Here is a 24,186-nt window from a genome sequence, read left to right on the forward strand (position 1 = left end):
GTAGACTCCATATTTTTTTATATCTGAATAAATTTAATTCCGAGGGAGTTCGGTATTATGAGCATTGGATTAGAAGAGCATTATAAAAAAAATTTTATTGGATTGATTAATACTTACATTAGGATGGTTAATGATAGTGATAAGTATGACTACATTGGTAAAGGAATAATAAATAATGAATGGAATTCGCAAATCAAGAATAATGGTAGTACATTTGTTGCAATATTAACTGTGAATGGAAAGAAAAGACACATGAATTTTGAAGAATATGAATGGAAAACTAAAAATCCAAACATATATGTGAAGATGAGATTCGGAGATTTATTATAGTAAGAATGGAATATTTAGAAAATAAAGAGATAATCTTAATGTTTTAAGATAAGAATGCTAAGCCCTCAATTTTTCAGGGGAACCTGATTTATTGAGGTTTTTTTGTTGACTCCACAGTAACGACGTTTATTATCAGGATTTTAAGTAATACTGAAAAGTATTCATATCTGGAACATATTCTGTCACTTTTCAGGAGGCTACTAATTGGACTACAACTGGAGTACTAAAAAAGATTGGAGCAAAGAGGATAAATTATACTCGCGGAAACGAAATGTAACGAATAAAGGCAGCCGAGAATTTGAGCATCTGATAGGAAGTATTTACAGCTATAAAATGAACCGTGGAGTGCAATACGAATCATTTTGGGGTGAGTGCCTTTTTTATTACTTACTTGAGCTTGATAGGTTAACAATTCGCTACTATGAGCAGCCAGTCAATGTTTCAAAAAAGAGACTAACTAAAGAGTACATATTGAAAGAAGAAGTACATGTACCAGATGCTCTAACTTTCAGAGATGGCTCAAGACCTATCCTATTCCAAATAAAAGGTGGAAACAGTAAGGTTGAGCAGGACCCCTTTCTATATACCATCTGTGAGAATTATGCTAGAGAACAGGGTTGGGAATATAGTTTGGTTAATCCAAAGGTAACAATACCAGAAATTATAAAGGAAAATATCTTGTGGCTAGTGAATTACTTGCGACCAAGAGAGTACTTTTCTGATTTAATTCCAGAAGTTAAACGTCGGGTAGAATATCTTCATAAAGTTGAAGTGATACGCTTGGCAAAAAGTTTTGAACCCAAAGTGGACTATCGACATGTGCTGCCGCTGATATTCCATCTAATTGCAACAGGTATCCTGATAACAAATATAAATAGAAAAATTGACCACACAAGTGAAGTTTCGTTTGGAACAATTTTCGATGATATTAATTTATTATTTGAGAAGGAGTAGGTGCATATGAAGTTACATAATCCTTTAGCTATTGATGACGAGTTCTACTTAAATGGTGTTAAATTCTTCGTTCACGAAATCCAGGCACCAAATATTTTGTATTATCGGGAAAATGGAGATAAAAAAATTAGGGAAATAAACTACATTTCCTTAATAGAAGATTCTACATTTATTGGTCCTGATAATGTCATGAAGAGAGCAGCTAAAAAAGAGACAAACGTTGAAAAAAAAGTAACATTTATGTTAGATACGCTAATTCCTGATAGAAAAAAGAAGACTATACTGCGGCTCAATTTAATTAAACCGCTACTTCTCTACGATAAGGCTAAACAAGGGGATTTGTACGCTTTAAATTCCTTTAATGAAATATATAAAGGATATCTGAATGGAAATGAAACCATTGCCAAGTTAACAAAAAAAGAACTTTTAGAGCGAGTGTCAAAGAAATCAAAGGAAAGTGGAGAAAAGAAAATATCTCCAAGGCAATTGGAGAGATATTTACAAGCTTACTATGAGTCTGAGAACAACAGGGAAAATTTTGGCGTTGAAGGTCTCATTTCAAAAGCTTATTATAACGCCCATTCAAGGGAAGATGAGAAAGCTATCCAAATAGTTCATCCTAAAAAGGATGAAATCATTCTAGATACAATATACTGCAGGGTTGAGAATGAAGAATACGTTCCATTAATTGAGAATGGAATCAAGCGTTTCTTATCAAAAAAAAGAAGGAAGATCACTCATTTACATTCTGATTTGGAGATGTTATGTTCTTCCAAGAAATTAGAACCACTGCTTTATGATACTGTATATAAAATGGTTAAAAGGATTAATGTACAAATTTATGATAGGTTGTCGAAAGGAATAATGGAAGCTGAATATCATGATCCTGTAACACAAAGAGTTTCAGGGTATTTTGCCAAATGTCCACTTAATGTTATTGAGATTGACCATGTAAAACTCCCAATAAAACTAATTGATGAGACTACCGGTAGTGATCTTGGTGAACCTTGGCTTACTCTTGCTATTGATGTCTTTACCAGGATGATTTGGGGATTTGACCTTTCTTTTCAAAATCCATCAGGTCATAAAGTTATGTGTGCTATGTACAATGGGATATGTTTAAAACGAGCTAAAGATATGTATGGAACAATTAATGATTGGGAGATGCATGGAATTCCAACTGTAATTTATATGGATAATGGTCCAGAGTTCAACAATGCTTATGTAAAAAGTATAATTGAAGATGAATTACAGGCAGAAGTAAGATTCAGACCAGTTGCTAATCCCCGGTATGGTGGAATAATAGAAAGATTTTTTAGAACAATCAATGATGAGTTTTTGGATCAATTATTGGGTTTCTATAATAAAGGGAGTAGGGCTGAAGAACGTCAATCAGCTAAAAAGGAAGCTATTCTAACCATAAGTGATTTAAGAGAACTGCTGGTTCGATATTTTGTTGATGTATATCACTTTGATACTCATAGGGGTTTACCACTTGAAGAAGATACCCCTGCTGTAAGATTTCATCGTGCTGTAGATAGAATGGGTTACCCTCCAAGTATTCCAGCTAATCAAGAGACTAGCTATTTAATTAAGTTACTACCTGTTGACATGAAATCATATGATAAAGACGGAATTCGTGAGGAGAATGTAAGATATGCTTCACCAGAGACAAGTCGTTTTGTTAATACTCGTATGAAGAAAAATGTGAAGATTAAGTTTGATGTACGAGATATATCCCACATCTATATTTTGGATACGATTAATCAAACTTACATTGAAGTACCATCTATATCTCCCCCTGCTGAGCAAGTGCAAGGAATGAGTCGTGATCTCTACAAAGCAATTCGCAAAATATTAATAGAGAAAGGGAAAATTAACAAAAGACAAATACCTGGTACGGATCAAATAATTGAGGGGAAAAAATTAATTCAAGAGCGGTTTGAAACCATGGTCAACAAAAATAGCTCAATGAGAAAACATATTTTGAATAAAGGTGGTACTTTGTCAGTAGCCTTAACAGCTGTCCAACCAGCAAAGAGATCTACACCTACTAGGACACAAAGTTTAATTGAAAAATACAATAACCAGCGTAGTGGTAAAGAAAGTTAACTAGATTGGGGCAAAAATGCCCCTTTTTGCTATTCCATTTGGGAAATCTACTCTATTAGAGAATAGTTCCAGTATAACTTGGCAATCCTTTTAACAAATAGTTTTGAAGGAGTGGTTTTTGCCTATGATAAGCAATGAACACAAAGAATTTCAGGATCGAATTAGTAATTTATTTATAGAACACGATGAGGTTACTCGTATTTGGAAAAGACTTGATAAAAATCGAAAGAACAAAAGAGAGGGGGCAGAGAGTGAGGATTCCCCTATACACATTTTTATTGAGGGTAAGTCTGGTGCTGGGAAATCTATGACATTAAAAAAATATGTGAAAAAGAATAAAGGATGGACTGTTGTAGATGAGGACGATACAGAAACTGATATTAAGCCTGTAATCTACATGACTCTCCCTGTCCCATTTACTTATAAGGGATTCTATAATAATATCCTTAAGGCTATGAATTTACCTCCTCGTAATGCGGATGTTGATCGGATAAAAACTCAAGCTTTCGAAATGATGAAGGAATTGAAAGTTGAAATGCTCATCATTGATGAGTTGGATTACTTACTAGCTTCAACGTATGTCCAACAAAAAGCTGTAATGGAGAATATTAAAGATATTGCTAACTCTGCAGATGTTTGCTTAGTGTGCGTTGGGACCCTTGCTATTGAAGAACTTAGAACTTTAAATAACCAACATATTCGACGATATCCTAAAACAGTTTTACGGCATTTTGAGAAGTGTGATGACTCTTTTAAAGGGTTTATTAGGAATATTGAACTTCAACTATCACCGCCTCCAGGACTTTTGGATTGGACTAAAGATGAAAGTATTTTCCCTGAGTTACTTCACGATATTACTGGTGGGTTAGTTGGATGGATAAAACCAATTTTAAGGGAAGCATTTGATATTATTGGTGTGATGGAGGAGGACTTTAATGACTTTAATATATTGAGGAAATTAGATGGGAGTGTCTTAGCAGAGGCACAAAAAAATATAATTGGAGAGTTTGCTGATAATGATATGGCTAAAATTCTGGCAGACGAATTAATATCAGAAGACGAGAGCTCATCTGCGTAGCTGCCTTTAATATATTCGTGGTTTTATAAATCAAGCGGTGGCAATTATGCCACCGCTTATATTTTGTCTTCAAACATGTTGTACACAAAATCTTTTATTTTTTTTACATCTCGAGTAGGAAGTTTAATAAGTACTTCCATAATTTTTTCGATGTCAGACGATTTTTTATCTGTAGTAGAGCTTATTCTAGTGTATTCAAACAAGTCGTAAACTCCAACTTCTAGAGCACTTGCAATTTTAATTAAATTTGCAAGTGTGACATTTTTTTGAGCACGTTCTAGGCCACCAATGTAAGTGTAATGAAAACCAGAAATCTCGGCTAAATGTTCTTGAGAGTATCCTCTTGCTTTTCTTATATCTCGAATACGTTTTCCCAGCAGTACCTGTTCTCGATCTGTCATTGTCTACACCTCATAAAAAGTTTAGACAACATACGATAAGAAAAACATGATTGTAAAAATAACATTATACATAAAATGTTATGTATACGTATCAAAACTATGAATATTGGGAACTCTATTATTAATAGATTCATAGGAGGAATCATATGGAGACAAATAAGGATGATATTATAGGATTGTTCATTCCAGCGTTTTCAGAAGTAACAGAGAAAGGTATTAAATACAAAGATAAGTATTATTCTTGTCATTGGGCAGTTAGAAACCAATGGTTTCTATCTACATCCAATGTACGAATGCTAAAGGTCTACGTGGATACAGATACTGATGACTATCTTTTAATCACATTGGAAAATGGTTGTTTAGAAATTGCACTTCAAATTCAACATTATAAAATAAACACGGAGAAATTAGAGGACTATTATCAATTACTAAATAATATTAAAAAGAAAATTAAAGAACGTAAACGGAAGAGATTTTAATGGATTGGATTTCACTTTTGCCAAGGCGTCCAAAACATTTTAATGATGAAAGCTTATCTGGTTTTTTATTTCGTTTATTTAAAGCAAATTCTTTCATGCCAAATGCAAATTATTTAAGGGATAATGGAATAACTTACGGGCAACTTCTAAACAATGAAATTCAGGAACAAGACTTGTTAAAAGTTTGCCCATGGATTCTGTTTGGGGAAAATATAAACAATACCAATCGTATTTTAAGTGCTCTTAACCATTCTTGGTCCAATAAATTAATTCAAAGAAATAATCTTAAATATTGTCCGTTATGTATTCAGGAAAGTTTTTATCATCGCTTAGAGTGGTGTATTTTACCATTACGAATGTGTACTAAACATTTCGTGTTATTCCAAGAAGGATGCAGTACATGCTTTCAGCCCTTAGATCTTTTTGATTTTATTGAGAAACGTTGTAAATGTTGTTTAACGCGACTAAATCAGATTACTTTAGAACATATTCATTTTGATAACTTTTCAGACTCCCAAACAAAGCTTGTAAATTGCTTAATTAACAAAGAAAAATCAGCTATTTTTGAATTGCAAGCTAATGACTATTTAGATCTAGTATTCGCCAGCTTCATGTTCTTAGATGGATTGACTGATTTAACGGGTTTTTGTCAAGAGATATTGGAGATATTCCATAATAGTAAAAGTAGGACGAGAAACAGTTTAAAACATGCTATAGCCTTTTCAAATGTTGACTGGATGTATGTAAATTTCCCAAATCATTTTTTTCATGTGCTAGATTTATTTTTAGCAAAAGATAAAGGTATGAAAAGATATGGAGCATTTCAGAACTTTGAGAAACTAGTAAAACGAGATTGTTATTCTGAAATAAGAGAGGCATTTCATCTTTATTGTATTCAGAAGTTGGAAATAGGTGTAATTAGACGTAATTTTGGAGTTTTTAAGGAGGAGCCTGGGTTACTTCAGAAGCGAAAAGTAATCCGCCGCGAGGAGGTTAAGATTGAAAAAGGTGTTACTTATGGGAAAATGCTTCGGCTAAAAAAGAACAACTTAGTTCAAATGAATCAGAGTAAGAAGAATGAGTATTTTGTTGATCAGACTACCCTTGATATGTACCTCGAGGAAGAGAAGAGATGGATAACAAAAAAAGAAGCCGCTCTTATCCTAGGTATACATGCTGCTTCTGTAGAAAGCCTCATTCGAGCTGAATTTTTTCAAGTGAGTTTGAACTACTCCGGGAAATCAAAAAGGGTAAATCTGGATGACGTAAATAAACTGGTCATAAGGTGCAAAGGGCAATTAGTAAGTAGTATTCCTCCTAATTGTATTAGTTTTCATGATGCTCTAATTAAGTACACAATATTTAATGTAACAATTGTATCACTTATACAATTGATATTATCTGGTGTACTAACGCCTGTTCGTCATAACTCTGAGATGACACTTCGTGACTTATATCTTGAAAACGATAAGCTTTATAAATGTTTGATTTATCTTAAAACAAGAGGTCTAAAAGAACGGGGATACTTTTTTTCTGATTTACTTAAAGTTTTTAAAATTGGAGAGAAACGACTCCATCGTTTGCTCGAGGAAAATAACATACAACCGGACATTATAAGTCACTATAAGGATGGGAGGACTAGATTTTTATATAAAGAAACGACTAAATTGAGAATTGAAAAGACAATACGGGCAAAGAGATCCTACGGGCAAAGCTAATGACCTTTCGAGGAAATGATGGATTAGTTCGAAATTTGGCTCATTTCAGATTCGAAATTTATAAAGGCTATTGTTTGTTTGTAATTTTGTTTGTAAGAAACGTAACAATTATGTATTTTAGAAAACCAACCTAAGCACCATGCGAATATCTAACGCATGGTGCTTAGGTTGGTTTTGGTTTTTATAATATTATAAGAATGCACTGAAACGTAATACAGTTGAAATTAGCCAGTAAATTAGTAGGATATTGCCTATTCAATGAAAGGGAACACTTTTATAGTTAAAAATATATTTTAAGATAGGGGGATACATGTTATGTCCATAGTGCAGAATCCTATTTTACCAGGCTTTCATCCTGATCCATCCGCGGTTCGTGTGGGAGATACTTTCTATATTGCGAATTCAACATTTGAATACTATCCGGGAGTTAAAATCAGTTCTTCAAAAGATTTAATTCAATGGCAAACAGAGGCATATCCACTAAATGAAGATCGACTGCTTAATATGATGAATCAAGATTCTTCATCGGGTGTTTGGGCGCCATGCTTGTCTTTCTCCAATGGCATGTTTTATTTGGTGTACTCTAACATTCGTACTTTTAAATTGGAAGGTAAAGAAGGAATTCCATTCCATGATGATTACAATTTTTTAATTACAAGTACTAGCTTGGATGGTCCATGGAGTGATCCCATCTATTTGACGGGATCTGGTTTTGATGCTTCTATGTTTCATGACGATGACGGAAGAAAGTGGCTGTTATATGCCAAATGGTCTTGGAGGAAAGAACCTGGAAGCGAAGGGCAACATGCCGCTGGATTTTATGGGATTGCCATGCAAGAATATGATCCAAATCAACAAAGACTTATTGGTGAAGAAAATATTATTTTCAGAGGTACAGAAAAGGGGTTAACTGAGGGGCCACATCTATATAAGAAAGATGGCTATTACTACCTTTTAACTGCAGAAGGTGGAACAGAATATGAACATGCCTGTACGATTGCGCGTTCAAAGGATATCTGTGGTCCCTATGAGATCCGACCCGGCAATCCTTACTTATTGACGGCAGCAGGGAATCAGGAAGTAGGACTGCAAAAATCAGGCCATGGTGCACTTCTTACCGGTATTTACGATGAATGGTATCTCGTGCATTTGTGTTCAAGACCGATAAAGAAAGACGATGATTTAGTTTATTCTAGAGAAAATTCGTTTAGTGTACTGGGGCGTGAAACAGGTATTCAACCTATTGAGTGGAGAGATGGTTGGCCATATATTTTAGGTGGAAGCAATGCTCCATTAGAATCGTTTGAGGTACCTTATGAAAGTAATAGTAAGGAAAATGCTTCGACAGAATTCATATATGATTTTCATGATGCGCATTTATCTTGTGATTTCTTAAATCTAAGAATACCAATGGGGAATGATTACTTTACTACCAGTGAGCGTGAGGGGTACTTGCGCATATATGGTAGAGATTCTATTGTCTCAAGACATCAGCAAGCGGCCTTGTTTAGAAGACAGCAAAGTTTTTACTGTGAGGTTGAAACTTGTATGGAATTCGAGCCGGATAGCTATCAGCAACTAGCCGGCATTTTATATCGTTACAATGAGTCAAATCAATATTATGCCTATGTGTCGTTTGACGAAAAAAGTCAAAGGAAATACTTAAGTATGATGTGCTTTGATCAAGGATTTTTCATAAATACGACTTCCGCGCCATTATATTTTGATCATCATCAGATTTATTTAAAAGTTAAGGTGGAAAAGTCTATTGCTTCGTTTCTATACTCTTTTGATGGAATTCACTGGTCAGGGTTGGGCGATCCAGTGGATGCCCTTAAAATCTCGGATGAGTACTGTTGGCCGGGCTTTACGGGCGCAATGTTTGGTATATCTGCACAAGATTTTACGGGTAGAAGAAAGTCTGCAGATATTAAATATTTCACTTACCGGAATGCAAGAACTGAATAACATAGGTCTCTCTCATTAGGAAAGTAGGTTTGGAACTATCTGAACAAAATAGTTCCAAACCTACTTTTGGTTTTCTTGTCTTATGGCTTAACTATATTCTCAGCAAACCGCATGCGATATTGATTATATGCCTGTAGGCAAGGCGCATTTGAATGCGTTTTCATAATCTTGCGTTTTGAGAAAGAGAAGCCATATGTTAATTTTTCTAAATATCAATTCAGATATTGTTTAATTAACATTTAAAGAAAAATATGATAATAAATCCGATATTTAAAATTAATTTATCTGCACTGATATTATTTGAAGCAGTCTTAAGAATAACTAGAGCAAGGAGAACTTAACGAATGAGAGTACCTCCCAAATACAAGAATAGTTTTTTTGTGCGATTAGTCTTATCCTATACCATTTTCGCATTTTTACTTGTAGGCCTTGCAGGAGGATATCTGGTTAGTGAAGCTAATCGGATGATGGTGAAGGAAATATCGCAAGAGAGTAAGATCAACTTAGAACATTCAAGGGAACTACTTCGTGGAACAATTTTGAAAAAATATGAAGATATTCTCATGAAAGAGGCTGTTTCTTCAGCTTATGTGTCTACCAATAGCGCTGCATTAAATTATTTATTGGATAATGAGATGGAAGGAAATCTTAGTCGGATTTATGCTTTTCGAAGCAATTTAGAAATCTTAAAGGTTGCGACAGAAGGGGTTACGAATGTAACCATTTACTTTAAAAAGGGTAATTATGTTGTAGATCAACAATACTTCTATTCGAAACCGGAGAATTCTCTGGATTACGAGTTTATTAATGGATTGAGTAACACCCCTCAGAATCACTGGATGATTCGTACGTTGCCGAATGGAAACAAAGTAATGACCTACATGATTAAGCTACCCTTTGTTAGTTTATGGGCATCACCTAACGGTTATATGTATCTAGATATCGATATTGACTACTTAACGAAGTCACTGTCAGAGCGAATGAATCGTGACTTGGATAAGCTTTTTGTTTTCGATGAAAACGGAAAAATAATTATAGAATCCACTACTGTGAGTAAGGATGAAAAATCTCTTATTGAGAATTTTATTGGATCGGATGACTTGGTAGAAGTGCTGGGTAAGTCGTCAAATAAACAAATTGCTTCCTACTTGGTTGATGCAAAAAGTGGCTGGACGTATGCCATGATACGGCCTATGAACTCCTTTGCACTCTCATCCGAGATATTTAAAAAAAGAGTGATCTGGGTCAGTTTTTTTGTTTTATGTTTCGGGTTGTGTGTCTCTTATTTGCTTTCAAAACAGCTTAATAATCCAATTAAAAAGTCGTTACAACTCATTAAAAGCTTAATTCAGACTCATCAGGTGCACAATGTACATGATGATGTTACAATGGACAGCGCTTTATTAACATTAGGAAAGCAAATCAAAATACTGCAATCCAAAGCTAAATCCAATGGACTGAAGAATTTGCTGCTTGGTACGAGTTTGGGCTTGGAACAAATTGATGATTTTCCCTTGAATGGCGAATATGTTGTCGTACACATCCGTGTTCACGAAGGAGCGTCTGAAGCATATAAAGAGCGATATGATAGTCTAGATCATCGGATACCGAATTTGTTGATCACATTGAACAATAGCGAGGTCGCTATTATTTATATGATGAATTCTTTTATGCTTAGTGTAGTAGAGACTCTGCTTAATGAACATATCTCAGAAGTGAGAAGATCACTGAAAGAAGTAGGGATTCGGTTTGACGCCTCTATCGGAACTATTGTGCCTTCCTTGGAAGAGATATCTGAGTCATACCAGTTTGCTTTGCAAGCTTCTAAGTACCATTTTATTTATGGGAATGAACAGACATTACTATATGCAAATATACGCTCCAAACATATAGAACCTTGTTTCTTCTCGAACGAAGCATATAAAGCAGCGATTAAAGCAGGTGATATCGATGCAGCGATCCAAGTCATCAATGAGATGGAGAAGAGAATCAAATCAGCAAACTATCAGCTTGAAACTGTTGAGCTTACAGTCTTACAATTAGTGACGACTCTTTACCATGTGGTTGTGGAGCTGGAAGTTCAAAAGATTATATCAATCTCAGGGCTTTCAAATCATATGATGACAGAAACTTTGGATGAGACGCTTCATTTAATACGCAACATTTCAATAAAAATAGCTACGCATGTCAAGGAATCTAAGAGCCATTCTCATGAGAAGGTGATTTTAAAATTAAAATCTTACATTGATGAGAATCTTCATATGGATTTATCTCTTCAGCTTTTATCAGAAGTAGCTGGACTTGTTCCCGCTTATATCTCAACACTGTTTGGGGAAGTTATGGATGAGTCTTTTACAGAATATGTAACCCGAAGTCGGATGGAGAAAGCGGCAAATTTACTGAGTAAAGAGATCGACATGACGGTAGCGGCTATTTCTATTCAAGTCGGATATCGGAATAAACAATATTTCCATAACAAATTCAAGGCTTATTTCGGAGTCACTCCGGTTCAATACCGTTTAGAGAAATCGGAGAAATAGAAGTAATGCTAATACATTAAAGTTTACCCTATTGAAGTATAATAGGGTGCTTTTTTTATTTTCACACAATAGCAGTTTCTTTAAATGCTACAGTTCAGACGGGAGCAATATTGAAAAGGCAGATTTGTTCGGTCAAGGCGAGATAACAATCCGTGAACTTGCGGCAGTTGCGTAACAGTTTCTTTTAAAGTCTAATTTTAAAAGAAATTACAATAGATATAACAATTAGAACTAGCTAGTATACGTAGTATCGAAGGCACCACACAAACTCACGAAAGGAGAATGAAGATGCATGAGGTAAACGCAACTGTGAAAGTAAGTCAGTCCATAACAAAAAAAATAAGCAGTGCGAAACTGAATGTTAAATGGAGAGAATACAAGAAGAATAAATATTTGTTTTTTTTATTGATTCCAGTTCTAATCTGGTATTGTATCTTCAGTTACGGACCGCTCTATGGGATTCAGCTAGCTTTCAAGGATTTTCATGTCAGAGAAGGGATATGGGGGAGTCCTTGGATTGGAATGGCAAATTTCAAGTTTCTCTTCACCCAATCACCGGACTTTCTTATTATTTTAAAAAATACAGTTATCATCTCCTTCTATCATATTGTATTCGGATTTCCGGCGCCGATCGTACTGGCCTTATTATTTAATGAAATCCGATCTTCTATATTCAAACGAATTGCTCAGACGTTATCCTACATGCCGCACTTTCTATCTTGGGTTGTGCTTTCTGGGATTCTAATTACGATTCTGTCTCCGTCCTCTGGTGTAGTAAATGATGTCATTAAGTGGTTTGGGTTTCAGCCGATCTATTTCATCGGAGATGAGAGCTATTTCCGATTTACGCTGGTCGTTTCTGCAATATGGAAAGAAATCGGTTGGGGTACGATCATATATTTAGCCGCACTTGCCAGTGTAGATCAACAAATGTATGAAGCTGCTGTTATGGATGGCGCGAATCGCTGGAAACAGACTATTCATATCACCATCCCGGCTTTATATCCAGTTATTGCGATTTTATTCATTTTGAGAATTGGTAGCGTACTAGATGCTGGATTTGATCAAATCCTAAATTTGTATTCACCAAGTGTATATGGTGTATCCGATATTCTAGACACATTTGTATATCGATCAGGGTTACAGAATTTTCAGTTCAGTTTGACAACAGCGGTAGGGCTTTTTAAAAATGTGATTGCACTTTGTCTAGTTCTCTCTACGAATTATATCGTTAAGCGAATGGGACAAGAAGGGATCACCTGATCTTCAAAGGAGAGAGCGTCATGATAAAAAGAAGCTTTGGTAATCGGTTTTTCCAATCGAGTCTTATACTGTTTATTTCTTGTATTTGCTTCACAATGATTTATCCGTTCATTCATGTGCTTTCAATCTCATTCAGTTCTTTAACGGAGGCGATCAGACCTGGACTTCATTTGATTCCGTTAGAGCCATCGTTGGAAGCTTATAAAGCGACTTTATCCTCCGATTATTTATGGATAGGGCTAGGTAATTCTATTTTCCGTACCGTAGCTGGAACCATTCTTTCGCTCTTATTCATGACGATGGGGGCCTATCCGCTCTCACGTAAATATTTGCCACATCGTGGTTTCTATACGTATTTCATTGTAGTTACAATGTTTTTCAGCGGAGGTCTTATTCCATCCTATATGTTGGTCAAATCGTTAGGTATGATTAATACGTATTGGGCGCTATTAATACCTTGCTTGATTAATACATTTTCTATGCTTATTATTCGTAATTTTTTTATGAGCCTGCCAGATGAAATCGAGGATTCGGCTAAAATGGATGGAGCCAACGATATTCGCATTTTGTTCTCCATCGTCATTCCGTTGTCGAAACCGATATTAGCAACAATTGCATTGTGGTCAGCTGTATATCACTGGAATGCTTGGTTTGATGCTTTGCTATACGTTCATGAAAAATCGAAATTAGTCTTGCAGATTTACTTAAGACGTCTAGTTATTGACAGTGATACCACAACACTTGACCAGATGATGAATCAGCAGGTTACACCTGAAACCATTAAAGCAGCCATTATTATGTTGACTTCAATTCCTATTCTTATTCTATATCCATTTCTTCAAAAGCATTTTGTCAAAGGCATTCTTATTGGTGCCGTAAAGGGTTAGTTGACGTGTATTTAACGGAAGTTCATCTTGAACTTACGTCTAAATAAAAAATGAAAGTATAGGGGAGATAATTTCAATGAGACAAACAAAAGTAGTATTTGGAACAGTAAGTATTGCAGCTTCCGTTGGACTATTGGTGAGCGCATGCTCTAATAGCTCTACTAGCACGCCATCGGCATCACCATCAACAGCTGCAAAAGTTGAAGCCCCAATTGAAATTACAATCGCAGGGTTTTGGCCTCCTGATAAAGATGACAGCTTTGTTCAAAAGCTACTGGAACAAAAGTTTAATGTCAAATTAAAAAACGTCCGTTTGGATCGATCGACACAGAGTGATCAAATGAATATCAAGTTGGCAGCTGGTGAAATTCCAGATATGTTTAGTTCTGATGCGAGTAATGCAGACATGATTAATTGGTCGAAGCAAGGCATTATCGCCAGTATATCTGTGGATGAGATTAAGAAGTATATGCCTAAATACGCTGCAGATATCGAAAAACTCGACTCTAATATTTGGCAATACGGCATGTATAATGGGAAAAACTGGGGTGTACCTAAAGTGTTCTTAGAAGGTGCAACGGGGTTCTTGCCTGCGTATAACTCTACTTGGCTGAAAAAAATTGGGTACAACGAACCACCGAAGACATTAGCTGAATTTGAAGATGTTTTGCTTAAATTCACAAACAACGACCCGGATGGTAATGGGAAAAAAGATACGTACGGTATGTCAGCAAGAGGCAAGGATTCACCTTCTCAAGTTTTTAATTCCGTATTTGCAGCTTTCGGTACGAATGCGGATACGTTTATAAAACAAGCAGATGGAACACTTGCACACGGTTTCACGACTGAGGAGAGTCGCCAAGCGTTAAAGCTGCTTAATAAATGGTATAAAGAGGGTATTATTGATCCAGAGTTTGGTACTGCAGATGGAAACAAGGTTCGTGATAATTTTGTTAATGCGAAAACGGGTTATGTCGATACAGCTTTGTGGTACCACTTACATGAAACTGGAAGTTACGGCGTACCTGCCAAACAGAAAGGTGTAAGCATTGCTATCGGTGAACCTCTGATCGGACCAAAAGGCACGAAGCTTGCATTGTCCAATGGTGTTGTTCAAACGCCAAATCTTTTCGGTATTCAAGTTGAGAAGGATGAGAAGAAGCGCATTAAAATTCTGCAAATGCTTGAATATATGGCAGAGGATGAAGAAGGTTACTTAGCAACAAGTTACGGGGAAAAAGGTGTTGACTATGATCTGCAAGGCAATACAGCCATTCCAAAAGGTGACAATGGGGATGTTCAGAAACGTGCAGCCAAGACGGGTGCAGGTGCTTTCTTTACACCATTTACAGCCAAGGTTCCTTCTATGATTAAGTTTGATCGCCCGCAAGATCAGTTGGATTTTAAAGCGAAATATACAGGTGGTATGAAGACAATTACGAATCCGATCCCAGGGGCTTCTCTTGATTCAGAACCTAAAGTGGCGCCAACTTTGAAAACGCTTCGTGATTCCTACGCTGTCAAGGCTATTCTGGGTGAAGTGGATACGGACAAAGCCTTTGATGATTTCGTAACGGCATGGAAGAAAGCCGGCGGTCAAGAATTAACGGATGAAGTTAATAAAGTGTATAAAGAACGCAATAAAAAATAACTTATTTGAGTAAGTAGGGAGTTGAGAGTGTTTCCACTTTCGACTCCTTTGCTATCAATTTTATGTTGGATGGAAGCAAAGCATTTATTAGAATTAGAGGAGGTCACGTTAGTGGACCAGACTATTGTAAATACGAAATTAAGTGGGAAACCATTATATCCAATGTGGCGTAAATGCGTTGGTGCAGGAAGAGCTAATGAAGGTTTGCGAGCGAACTGGCTAGAACAGTTGGAGTTGGCAGTTAAGTCCTGTGGCTTTGAATATATTCGTTTTCATGGTTTACTTCATGATGATATGTGCTTGTTTCGCATAATCGACGGTGTTCCTGTATATAACTGGCAGTATGTAGACGAATTGTTTGACCGGTTGTTGGAAATAGGGATCAGGCCCTTTGTGGAGTTTGGTTTTTGCCCGATAGATATGGCATCAGGGATAGAGACACAGTTTTGGTGGAAAGGGAATATCACACCTCCAAGAAACTTGGAAGAGTGGGCAAATCTCATTGAAAAGCTTGTTGAACATTGGCGTGATCGTTATGGAATTGAAGAAATTCGCAAATGGTATTATGAAGTTTGGAATGAACCCAATTTATCCGCATTTTGGACCGGAACGCGAAGTCAATATTTTGAACTGTATAAAACAACAGTAATGGCTGTGAAAAAGGTGGATTCAAAACTGCGTGTAGGTGGGCCAGCGACAAGTAATTTTGTGCCCGACGATAGATTTGAAGGTGAAAGAGAAGACGTATCTAGACATTTAACCTTCAGAATGGAAAATGTGGATGAGACGAACTGGCGTCCAGTATGGGTAGCTGAGTTTCTAGCTTATTGTGAACAAGAAGTTTTACCTGTCGATTTCGTGTCCACTCATCCGTATCCGACGGACTTTGCCTTGGATGGGTATGGTAAAACAGAAGGCTTCAGCCGTACGGTCCATTCCACACGCAATGACCTGTTCGTGCTGCGTCAAATTGTATCTGAGAGTGCCTACCCACAAGCTGAAATTCATTTATCCGAGTGGAGTTCAAGTCCATCCCCTCGTGATCATAGTCATGATCATCTACCAGCTGCAGCATTTGTGGTCAAAGCAAATTTGGATGCGACGCCATTGGCCGATTCTTTATCCTATTGGGTATTCTCAGACGTATTCGAAGAAGGCGGAGCAGGGGCGTCCATTTTTCATGGGGGATTTGGTTTAATTAATTTCCAGGGGATTGCAAAGCCTACCTTTCACGCCTATAGGCTGCTTAATCAGTTAGGCGATGTAGAGTTAATGAGAAAAGAGAAGGTGATTATCACAAGAAAATCTGAAGATGGTAGTATTCGTGCGTTATTTTATCATTATGACGATCAGGCAGTTCCATCAGCCGTACCATTGGCTGCTACCCAGGAGAAAGCTTTGAATATACAGCGTAAAGGGACTGCAACACATGTTGGTATTCATTTAACAGCTTTGGAGCCATTTGCGAGCTTCGAGCTAGAGCATATCAACGAAACTAGTGGTTATGCTGTGCCAGCTTGGATTGAAATGGGTAATCCAGAACCTCCTAATCGCCAGCAGACAGTTGAGCTTAGAGAAAAGGCTGAATTCACAGAGAAGTACGTTGTTAGAGCAAGTGAACAGGGGGAATTAATCATACAGATCAATCTTGCACCTTGGGAATTGGTTTCTTTAAAGCAAATTTATAAATAGAGGTGTGTGATTTAATCGAATGAAAATTGCCTTTAATAGGGTGGACCTTCAGATGGACCTGTGTATGGAAAAATTGTAGGGAAGGAAAGCCTCACGAGGAATCGTGGGGCTTTTCAGTCGAATTTCCCTTTGTTTAAATAGGTTTTTGCCTCTACACCTAATAGGCTACATGCCATAATGAAGGGATAGAAGAAATATTTTAAGTATAGAATGGAGCGACACACGTGATTAAAGTAGAGAAATATTGGGAAAACCTTAAGGTTATGCATGTTAATCGAGAGGAGCCACGGGCGTACTATATTCCGTATAGCACCAGTGAAAATGCAAACTCCGGAAAACGGGGACAGTCTCCCTACTATCAAACTTTAAATGGAAGTTGGAAATTTAACTATCTTCCCTCGGTGAAAGAGGTAGAAGATGACTTTTATAAAGAAGATAAAGATGTCAAAGGCTGGGATGATTTGATCGTCCCATCGTGCTGGCAAACGAATGGCTATGATCAACTTCAATATGTGAATTACAATTATCCTTTTCCTTGCGATCCGCCATTTATGCCTATTGAGAATCCAACTGGCTTATACGTACGAGAATTTATGGTTTCTGATCAATGGGAGAGTAAGGAGAAGTACGTAGTTTTCGAGGGAGTAAACTCCTGTTTTTATGTATGGATCAATGGCACATTCGTAGGATATAGCCAGGGCAGTCGGATGCCGGCTGAGTTCCTTGTTTCACCATATCTGAAGAGCGGCAAAAATAGGATGTCCGTTATGGTGTTAAAATGGTGTGACGGCTCGTATTTAGAAGGGCAGGATATGTGGCGATTCTCGGGTATTTTCCGTGATGTGTATATGCTTGCGCGAGACAAGGCTCATGTACGTGATGTATTTAATAAACAACAGCTCTCTGATGATTTTCAAAAAGCAACCCTGTCCTGCGAGATTGAAACTACAGGTCCCATAGAGGTAACAGTTGAGCTGAAGGATGCATCTGGGCGAATTGTTAGTTTGGGTGAGGCCTCGATAGACGGCAAAGGAAGCATTCCGTTGGTAGTAAATAATCCTAAGCTGTGGAACGCCGAAAATCCTTATCTGTATAGCTTATATGTATATGCCAGCAACGAGGTACTGACGTTCACTGTCGGGTTTAGGTCTATTGCTGTTCAAGATGGTGTGTTCACAATCAACGGACAGGCCGTCAAGCTCAAAGGGGTCAATCGCCACGATTCTCATCCTGAGTTAGGAGGGACGATTCCGGTCAATCATATGATCAAAGATTTAGTGGTCATGAAGCAGCACAATATTAATACGATTCGTACTTCTCATTATCCGAATGATCCTAGGTTCTTAGAACTTTGTAATAAGTACGGGTTCTATGTCATAGATGAAGCTGATTTGGAGTGTCATGGCGTGTATAGTGCCGGTCCCTTCAATATACTCAGCATCAACCCGGATTGGAAGAAAAGTTTCATGGATCGCATGACGCGAATGGTGGAGCGAGATAAGAATCAGGCTTCTGTAATCATGTGGTCGCTTGGTAATGAGTCTTGGTATGAAGTAAATCATATAGCGATGGCGGAGTGGGCGAGAAATCGGGATACATCTAGGCTGATCCACTATGAAGGTGCGCAGTATCCGCGGGTTGAAACCAATCCTAACGAGGAGAGTCTTGATTTGGTTAGCCGTATGTATGCATCACCAGCAGAGATTGAGAAATATGCGCTAGATGATACGAACTCAAAACCGTTGCTTCTGTGTGAATACAGTCACGCGATGGGCAATGGTCCTGGCGATCTGAAGGATTACTGGGATGTCATTGATGCGTATCCAAAACTGATGGGTGGCTGTGTCTGGGAATGGGTCGATCATGGTATGAAGACACAGACAGCTGAAGGAATACATTACTTCGCTTACGGTGGAGATTTCGGAGAAAAACTACATGACGGAAACTTCTGTATTGACGGTTTAGTCACACCAGATCGTAAACCGCATACAGGATTGTTGGAATATAAAAAAGTGATAGCTCCTATAAAGATTGAAGCGGTACAGTTAGCCGAGGGTAGGATTCGGATCACGAATCGGTATGATTTTATAGATCTAACTCATGTATCTGTGCACTGGAAGGTGGAGGAGGACGGCGTAGTCGTACAACAAGGTTACTTGGACGATTCAGATGTTGCTCCTCACACAGAATCAATTGTCAGAATTCCATATGAATTGCCAGAAGTGAGTGCGAACCGTTACTTCCTTACCTTAACCTGTAAGATGAAAGTCGATACTTTATGGTGTGAGGCAGGACATGAGCTAACTTTTGAACAATTCGAGCTGCCTGTTGAAAGAATAGAGGCAGTCGTGGAGCCTTCTTTGGCCCCAATTCATGTCACTCAAAACGGGCACCTTGTAGCAATCGAAGGTTTTGATTTCCAACATGAATTCGATTTGTACGACGGGACTTTAACACGGATATCCAAACATGGATTACAGTTGCTTCAATCTCCGGCTACCTTCAACATTTGGCGAGCTCCGATTGATAATGATGCGCACTTGAAGCCAAAATGGTTACAAGAAGGCTATGATCAAGCCGTTATGCGCGTATATCGCTCAGAAATTATTGAACAGACAGAGAATTCAGTATCCATTGGTGTTGATTTTTCACTTGGCGGTTATATAAAATATCCGATTCTACATGGTAAATCCATCTGGCAGTTTGACGGCACTGGTAAGATTAATCTTCAGGTTAATGTAAAAGTCAGAGAAGGCTTGCCATTCTTGCCTCGCTTTGGTTTGAAGCTTACTATGCCGCAAGGAACAGAAGAGGTCGAATATTTTGGATTCGGGCCACAAGAAAGCTATATCGACAAGCAGCATAGCGTTAAGAAAGGAAAGTATCTCCAGACAGTAGATGAGCTGTTTGAGCCTTATATCCGACCTCAGGAAAACGGCTCTCGTTTTGGAACGGAATGGGTGAGTGTTTCTAATGGGCAGGGAATGGGATTGAATTTTACTAGCGATAAGGCATTCTCATTCAATGCGGCTCACTATACACCAGAGGATTTGGCGGCAGCCTCGCATCATCACATGCTGGTGAGGCGGGAGGAGACAATCGTTCATCTTGATTACAAGATGAGTGGAGTAGGCTCACATTCATGTGGACCTGAGCTGGCTCCGCAGTACAGACTGGAAGAGAATGAGTTTGAATTTAAACTCGTAATTAGGCCAGTTTTTAAGGAAGATGAATAGGAATTTGTTTTACAATGCTATAAAATTAGCGGGGCTGCTTCAGGGTCTAATGACCTTTGGGGCAGTCCCGTTAGCATGTTCAGGAACGTTCTTGGGTGTGTTTGTATTGTGTAGCCGTTATTCCAAAGTACTTTTTAAAGGCATTGCTAAATTGTTCTGACGAACTAAATCCAACTTGTTGAGCAACTGCATGAATTGACATATCTTTTGTTTTAAGTAGTCGTGATGCTGCGTTCATCCGAGCTTTCAATTTTTTATCTTTAAAGGAAACGCCGTATTGCTTAATTATAGTTCTTTCAGTTTGTCTAGTGCTTAGTCCTAGTTCACCGGCAAGTTGTTTGAGTGTAATGGATGGATATTGATAAAGGAAACAGTTCTCAATAATAAGTAACCTACTGTCATCTAGTGTTTTGAGTGGGATGGGAAATAAGGAGGACTGATGGTCTTTATATCCTCTGATCAGGCGGATAATAATCATTTCCAAAATGTTTGTTACCATATGATGAAAGCCGATAGATGGTCGGGATAGTTCACTGGCAAGCATTTCAAATAGTTCCATCATGTTGCCCTTGTCTGAACCAATCCAGAAAGGTGTACTTACAAGCAGCTCAGAAAGAGCGGTTTCCTTTATTGAGGATTTTTTGGCAACTGATGGGGGGGAATCACCAGGAAGAACCTCAAAGAAGATGCAGTATTCAGCCATAGGATCATGAGTATCTGTAATTTGCTCATGCATAACATCAGGACCTGTCATAAATAAAGTCCCAGGTGTGATTGGAAATTGTTTGCCTTGAGCGATGAGCGTACCACGACCAGTTGGAATGTAATGAAATTCGTAGCTCCCTTGGCTGTGACTATGCTCATGCATGGAGGTGTAAAAATAACCGAATTTGACATACAACACATTCAGCACAAATTCGCCAAGTGTGAGTTTGATATCCATATTTTCGATTTGAATAGGTGGAAGTTTCATCTCTTTGTGTTCTCCTCCTGTAAAAATGCGACATCTGAACAACTTGATTCGTCGCCTCAACAGATAACAAATCGGTGTAGTGATAGATATAATTATAGCTGAAAGCAAGGGGAATGGGGAGATGTTTGCAATTACATGCATAAACAGCCCACACCAAAAGGAGGATATGATGACAATGAGGAAGTCAGGAATACGCATGTATAGAAAAGGGAATTATGATCTCACTTACACGGAGGTTCCAGTCTCAAACCCCGGATATGCATGGCGGGAGGGAATGGTTAGCGGTAATGGCGAAAATGGATATATCACTTCAGGATCGCCCTATACCGATACCTTTATTTTTCAATATATGTGGTTCAATTTTCCATCTAGAGATCCAAGAGTGATACCAGAGGAATTAACGCAGCAGCTTGCTGATGCCAGAGTGAACGTATTTAACCAAAACGATAATTGGAAGATTACAGATGCAAAAGGTTCAACTAGGAGCAGAACCTTTTACTACAGCTATCATCCAGGGCATCAGCTTAGACTTAGCGCGACGAATATGGAGAACATTTCGGAATATGAAAGATGGACGAATTATGAAACTGCAGAGACAGGTGTACGTTACACCGACATGAATGGAGATTGGATTCGAACATCATTTACTTCGCGAGAAGACAATGTTTCGATTACGAAAATCACACAATCTTCCACAGGTACCAAGATCAACCTAACGATCTCCATCGATGACATTTCAAGTATGTGCAGAGCACACAATGGTAACACAGAGGTAAACGCCCTCCAATACAAAAAGCTGGTAAACCCTAGCGCAGATTATATCGCACAAGTAGTACATTACCCTGCATACCCAGGAAGTGAACTAGTTAATGGCGGATACGCTGGGCTGACACAGGTTATCGTAGAAAATGGTACAAAGAAAAGAGTTTTGCTAGCCGATACGAATGAAACTATGAACGTTGGAATTGAACAAAACCCAGCGATTCAAATTATCGATGCGGATGCTGTCTATCTCATTACACAATCAGATCGAACTTCCGAGATGGGGTTAATTGAAGACTTTGCAGGAATGGCGCAGCACCCTATCGTAAACCACTTATTTCAACATACAATTGCTGTTGCTAAAAAATATAAAGATACGATTGGCGGAGATTTCGATTATCTTGCTGCCATTGCCCCTCATATCCAGAAGCACTCAGCAGAATTTAATGCTGTGAGTATTCAGATTAAAGGTGACGAAGCATATAAGAATGCGGACAATGTAACACTTATAAAAGCACAACAAGAGTCTCCATCTAAAGTCAATCATGCCTTTTTGGAGCAGGCGTATAATCAAGGACGCTATGCCATGATATGCTGCAGCGGCTCAAGTGCACCTCGGTTGTATGGGATGTGGACTGGCGAGTGGAATCCAGGATGGCGGGGCATTTATACGCTTGATGCCAACGTGAATTTACAAGTTGCCGCAATGAACACTGGTCATTTAACACAGGCCCAGCTAGGGTATATCACATTCTTCTTAAGAAATACACCAGACTTTGAAGCTAATGCACGTTTGGCATACGGTATGCATGATGCGCTACAGGTGTCAGTAAATTCCGACGGGGATCGCGGAATGCACGTCGAATATGACAACGATTATCCATTTGAATATTGGAATGCCGGTGCGAGCTGGTGTCTATTACCAATCTACGAGTACTGGCAGTGCTACGGCAATAGGCAGATTTCAATTCATGACAACATGAGGATTTATGATCTACAACCGATTCTTAGTGTTAATGATGGAGGGCTTACTGTCAAAGAATTTGCCCATTTAATAGGTAAAGGATATCTGGATCTGGAGCAGGATATATTGCTTCCCCTACTTACTAAGCAGGCAAACTTCTGGGAGCAGATATGCACACCGGAATATTATACAGATATAAACGGAAATGCCTGCTATGAGAGCGGTAAATCAGTGTTAAATCCAGGGGAAACCTACCTGATTATACCTACCTACTCTCCGGAGAATAACCCCATTGGGTATTGCAGCACGATCACAGCCAATGCTACTATGGATATTTCTGCTGCGCGGGACGGTCTTAATATGGTCATCACAATGGAAAAAGCAGTGCAACGCAAGGGTTATGAAGTTGCGATTGCTAAATGGGAAGCCTTATTAAAACAACTGCCTGAATATAAATATGATGCAGACGGAGCATTGCGTGAATGGGCGATGAATGAATACATGGAAAATAATAATCACCGCCACCTGAGTCATTTGTATGTAGCTTGGCCTGCCTATGAAACCCAAAACGATTCAGATTTGGCGAAGGCTGCAAATATCGCGCTTGCGAACAGAGATACTTACAATATCGGTGATGCGACTGCGGGGCACGGCTGGATGCATAAGGCACTTGTTCAAGCGAGGCTAAAAAAGGGTGATGGGGTACTTGATTCACTATTACCGATGATGACAGATGCCGGTTACTACACTTCCTTGATGACAGATCATGATACAAATAGAAGAAACCATACGTACTGTACAGATACATCCTTCGGAGTTGTGGGAGCAATTCATGAAGCGTTACTTTTCTCGAATACAGGTGAAATAGAGATTCTTCCAGCATTGCCGTCCGATTGGAGAGCAGGGGCAATGAATGGACTCATGGCGAGAACACAGGTAGAGGTCAAAGAACTGATCTGGGATATAGATGCGCAAACGGCACGTGTTACTTTAAATTCCGGCAGGAATGATAATACAATCCGATTAAGTGCGGGCATTTCTTGGTATAACGCTATAGTTAATGGTCTTGAGGTTCAAGTAGATAGTGATGGATGCGGCAAACATATAAGCCTAACGTTGAGTGCAGGTTTAGATGTTACGGTCGAATTTGCTTTGTAGTTTTTTTAGTGTTTATATCG

Annotated in this window: 16 protein-coding genes; 14 read left to right on the forward strand and 2 right to left on the reverse strand. The window is 38.3% G+C overall.

Features of this window, described 5'->3' with window-relative positions; all coding sequences use genetic code 11:
- The first annotated feature begins 57 nt into the window (after window positions 1–57).
- The 4 genes from ASG89_RS06785 (at window position 58) to ASG89_RS06800 (ending at window position 4,474) form a co-directional block, all read left to right on the forward strand.
- Window positions 58–330 (forward strand): hypothetical protein, encoded by a 273-nt coding sequence (locus tag ASG89_RS06785; protein ID WP_057309843.1) that lies wholly within the window; start codon window positions 58–60, stop codon window positions 328–330.
- A gap of 204 nt (window positions 331–534) precedes the next feature.
- Window positions 535–1,284, forward strand: a complete 750-nt coding sequence (locus ASG89_RS06790) for a TnsA endonuclease C-terminal domain-containing protein (RefSeq protein ID WP_057309844.1) — start codon at window positions 535–537, stop codon at window positions 1,282–1,284.
- Window positions 1,285–1,290: 6 nt separating this feature from the next.
- Window positions 1,291–3,396 carry a Mu transposase C-terminal domain-containing protein gene (locus ASG89_RS06795; protein ID WP_057309845.1) on the forward strand — a complete coding sequence of 702 codons (2,106 nt, stop codon included), beginning with the start codon at window positions 1,291–1,293 and terminating at the stop codon, window positions 3,394–3,396.
- Between the two features lie 124 nt (window positions 3,397–3,520).
- Complete coding sequence (locus tag ASG89_RS06800) at window positions 3,521–4,474, forward strand: TniB family NTP-binding protein (RefSeq protein ID WP_057309846.1); 954 nt, start codon at window positions 3,521–3,523, stop codon at window positions 4,472–4,474.
- A gap of 56 nt (window positions 4,475–4,530) precedes the next feature.
- Here ASG89_RS06800 and ASG89_RS06805 read toward each other — a convergent pair whose 3' ends face one another.
- A complete protein-coding gene (locus ASG89_RS06805) occupies window positions 4,531–4,875 on the reverse strand; it encodes a helix-turn-helix domain-containing protein (RefSeq protein ID WP_057309847.1) in 345 nt (114 codons plus the stop codon).
- Between the two features lie 146 nt (window positions 4,876–5,021).
- Between ASG89_RS06805 and ASG89_RS06810 the strand changes: the two genes are divergently transcribed.
- The 9 genes from ASG89_RS06810 to ASG89_RS06850 all read left to right on the forward strand — a co-directional run bounded on the left by ASG89_RS06810 (window position 5,022) and on the right by ASG89_RS06850 (window position 20,309).
- Window positions 5,022–5,354 carry a hypothetical protein gene (locus ASG89_RS06810; protein ID WP_057309848.1) on the forward strand — a complete coding sequence of 111 codons (333 nt, stop codon included), beginning with the start codon at window positions 5,022–5,024 and terminating at the stop codon, window positions 5,352–5,354.
- Window positions 5,354–7,072, forward strand: a complete 1,719-nt coding sequence (locus ASG89_RS06815; protein ID WP_057309849.1) for a TniQ family protein — start codon at window positions 5,354–5,356, stop codon at window positions 7,070–7,072. Before ASG89_RS06810 ends, ASG89_RS06815 begins: the two co-directional genes overlap by 1 nt.
- 315 nt (window positions 7,073–7,387) lie before the next feature.
- Window positions 7,388–9,040: a glycoside hydrolase family 43 protein gene (locus ASG89_RS06820; RefSeq protein WP_057309850.1), complete on the forward strand. Its 1,653-nt coding sequence runs from the start codon at window positions 7,388–7,390 to the stop codon at window positions 9,038–9,040.
- A 464-nt stretch (window positions 9,041–9,504) separates the two neighbouring features.
- Entirely contained in the window at window positions 9,505–11,580 is a 2,076-nt protein-coding gene (locus ASG89_RS06825) for a helix-turn-helix domain-containing protein (protein WP_162259683.1), read from the forward strand.
- 288 nt (window positions 11,581–11,868) lie between these two features.
- Entirely contained in the window at window positions 11,869–12,843 is a 975-nt protein-coding gene (locus ASG89_RS06830; protein WP_057309852.1) for an ABC transporter permease, read from the forward strand.
- A 20-nt stretch (window positions 12,844–12,863) separates the two neighbouring features.
- Window positions 12,864–13,730, forward strand: a complete 867-nt coding sequence (locus tag ASG89_RS06835) for a carbohydrate ABC transporter permease (RefSeq protein ID WP_057309853.1) — start codon at window positions 12,864–12,866, stop codon at window positions 13,728–13,730.
- 76 nt (window positions 13,731–13,806) lie between these two features.
- Entirely contained in the window at window positions 13,807–15,381 is a 1,575-nt protein-coding gene (locus ASG89_RS06840) for an extracellular solute-binding protein (RefSeq protein ID WP_057309854.1), read from the forward strand.
- 111 nt (window positions 15,382–15,492) lie between these two features.
- Window positions 15,493–17,073, forward strand: coding sequence for a GH39 family glycosyl hydrolase (locus tag ASG89_RS06845; RefSeq protein ID WP_200963441.1), 1,581 nt, complete (start codon window positions 15,493–15,495; stop codon window positions 17,071–17,073).
- Window positions 17,074–17,336: 263 nt separating this feature from the next.
- Window positions 17,337–20,309: a glycoside hydrolase family 2 TIM barrel-domain containing protein gene (locus tag ASG89_RS06850; RefSeq protein ID WP_235549646.1), complete on the forward strand. Its 2,973-nt coding sequence runs from the start codon at window positions 17,337–17,339 to the stop codon at window positions 20,307–20,309.
- 79 nt (window positions 20,310–20,388) lie between these two features.
- Here the strand turns inward: ASG89_RS06850 and ASG89_RS06855 are convergent, their stop codons facing one another.
- Complete coding sequence (locus ASG89_RS06855) at window positions 20,389–21,282, reverse strand: AraC family transcriptional regulator (RefSeq protein ID WP_057309856.1); 894 nt, start codon at window positions 21,280–21,282, stop codon at window positions 20,389–20,391.
- Between the two features lie 175 nt (window positions 21,283–21,457).
- Here ASG89_RS06855 and ASG89_RS06860 point away from each other — a divergent pair, with 175 nt between their 5' ends.
- Entirely contained in the window at window positions 21,458–24,166 is a 2,709-nt protein-coding gene (locus ASG89_RS06860) for a glycosyl hydrolase family 95 catalytic domain-containing protein (protein WP_157276548.1), read from the forward strand.
- Window positions 24,167–24,186: the final 20 nt, after the last annotated feature.

This window comes from Paenibacillus sp. Soil766 (genome assembly GCF_001428105.1).
GTDB lineage: Bacteria > Bacillota > Bacilli > Paenibacillales > NBRC-103111 > Paenibacillus_E.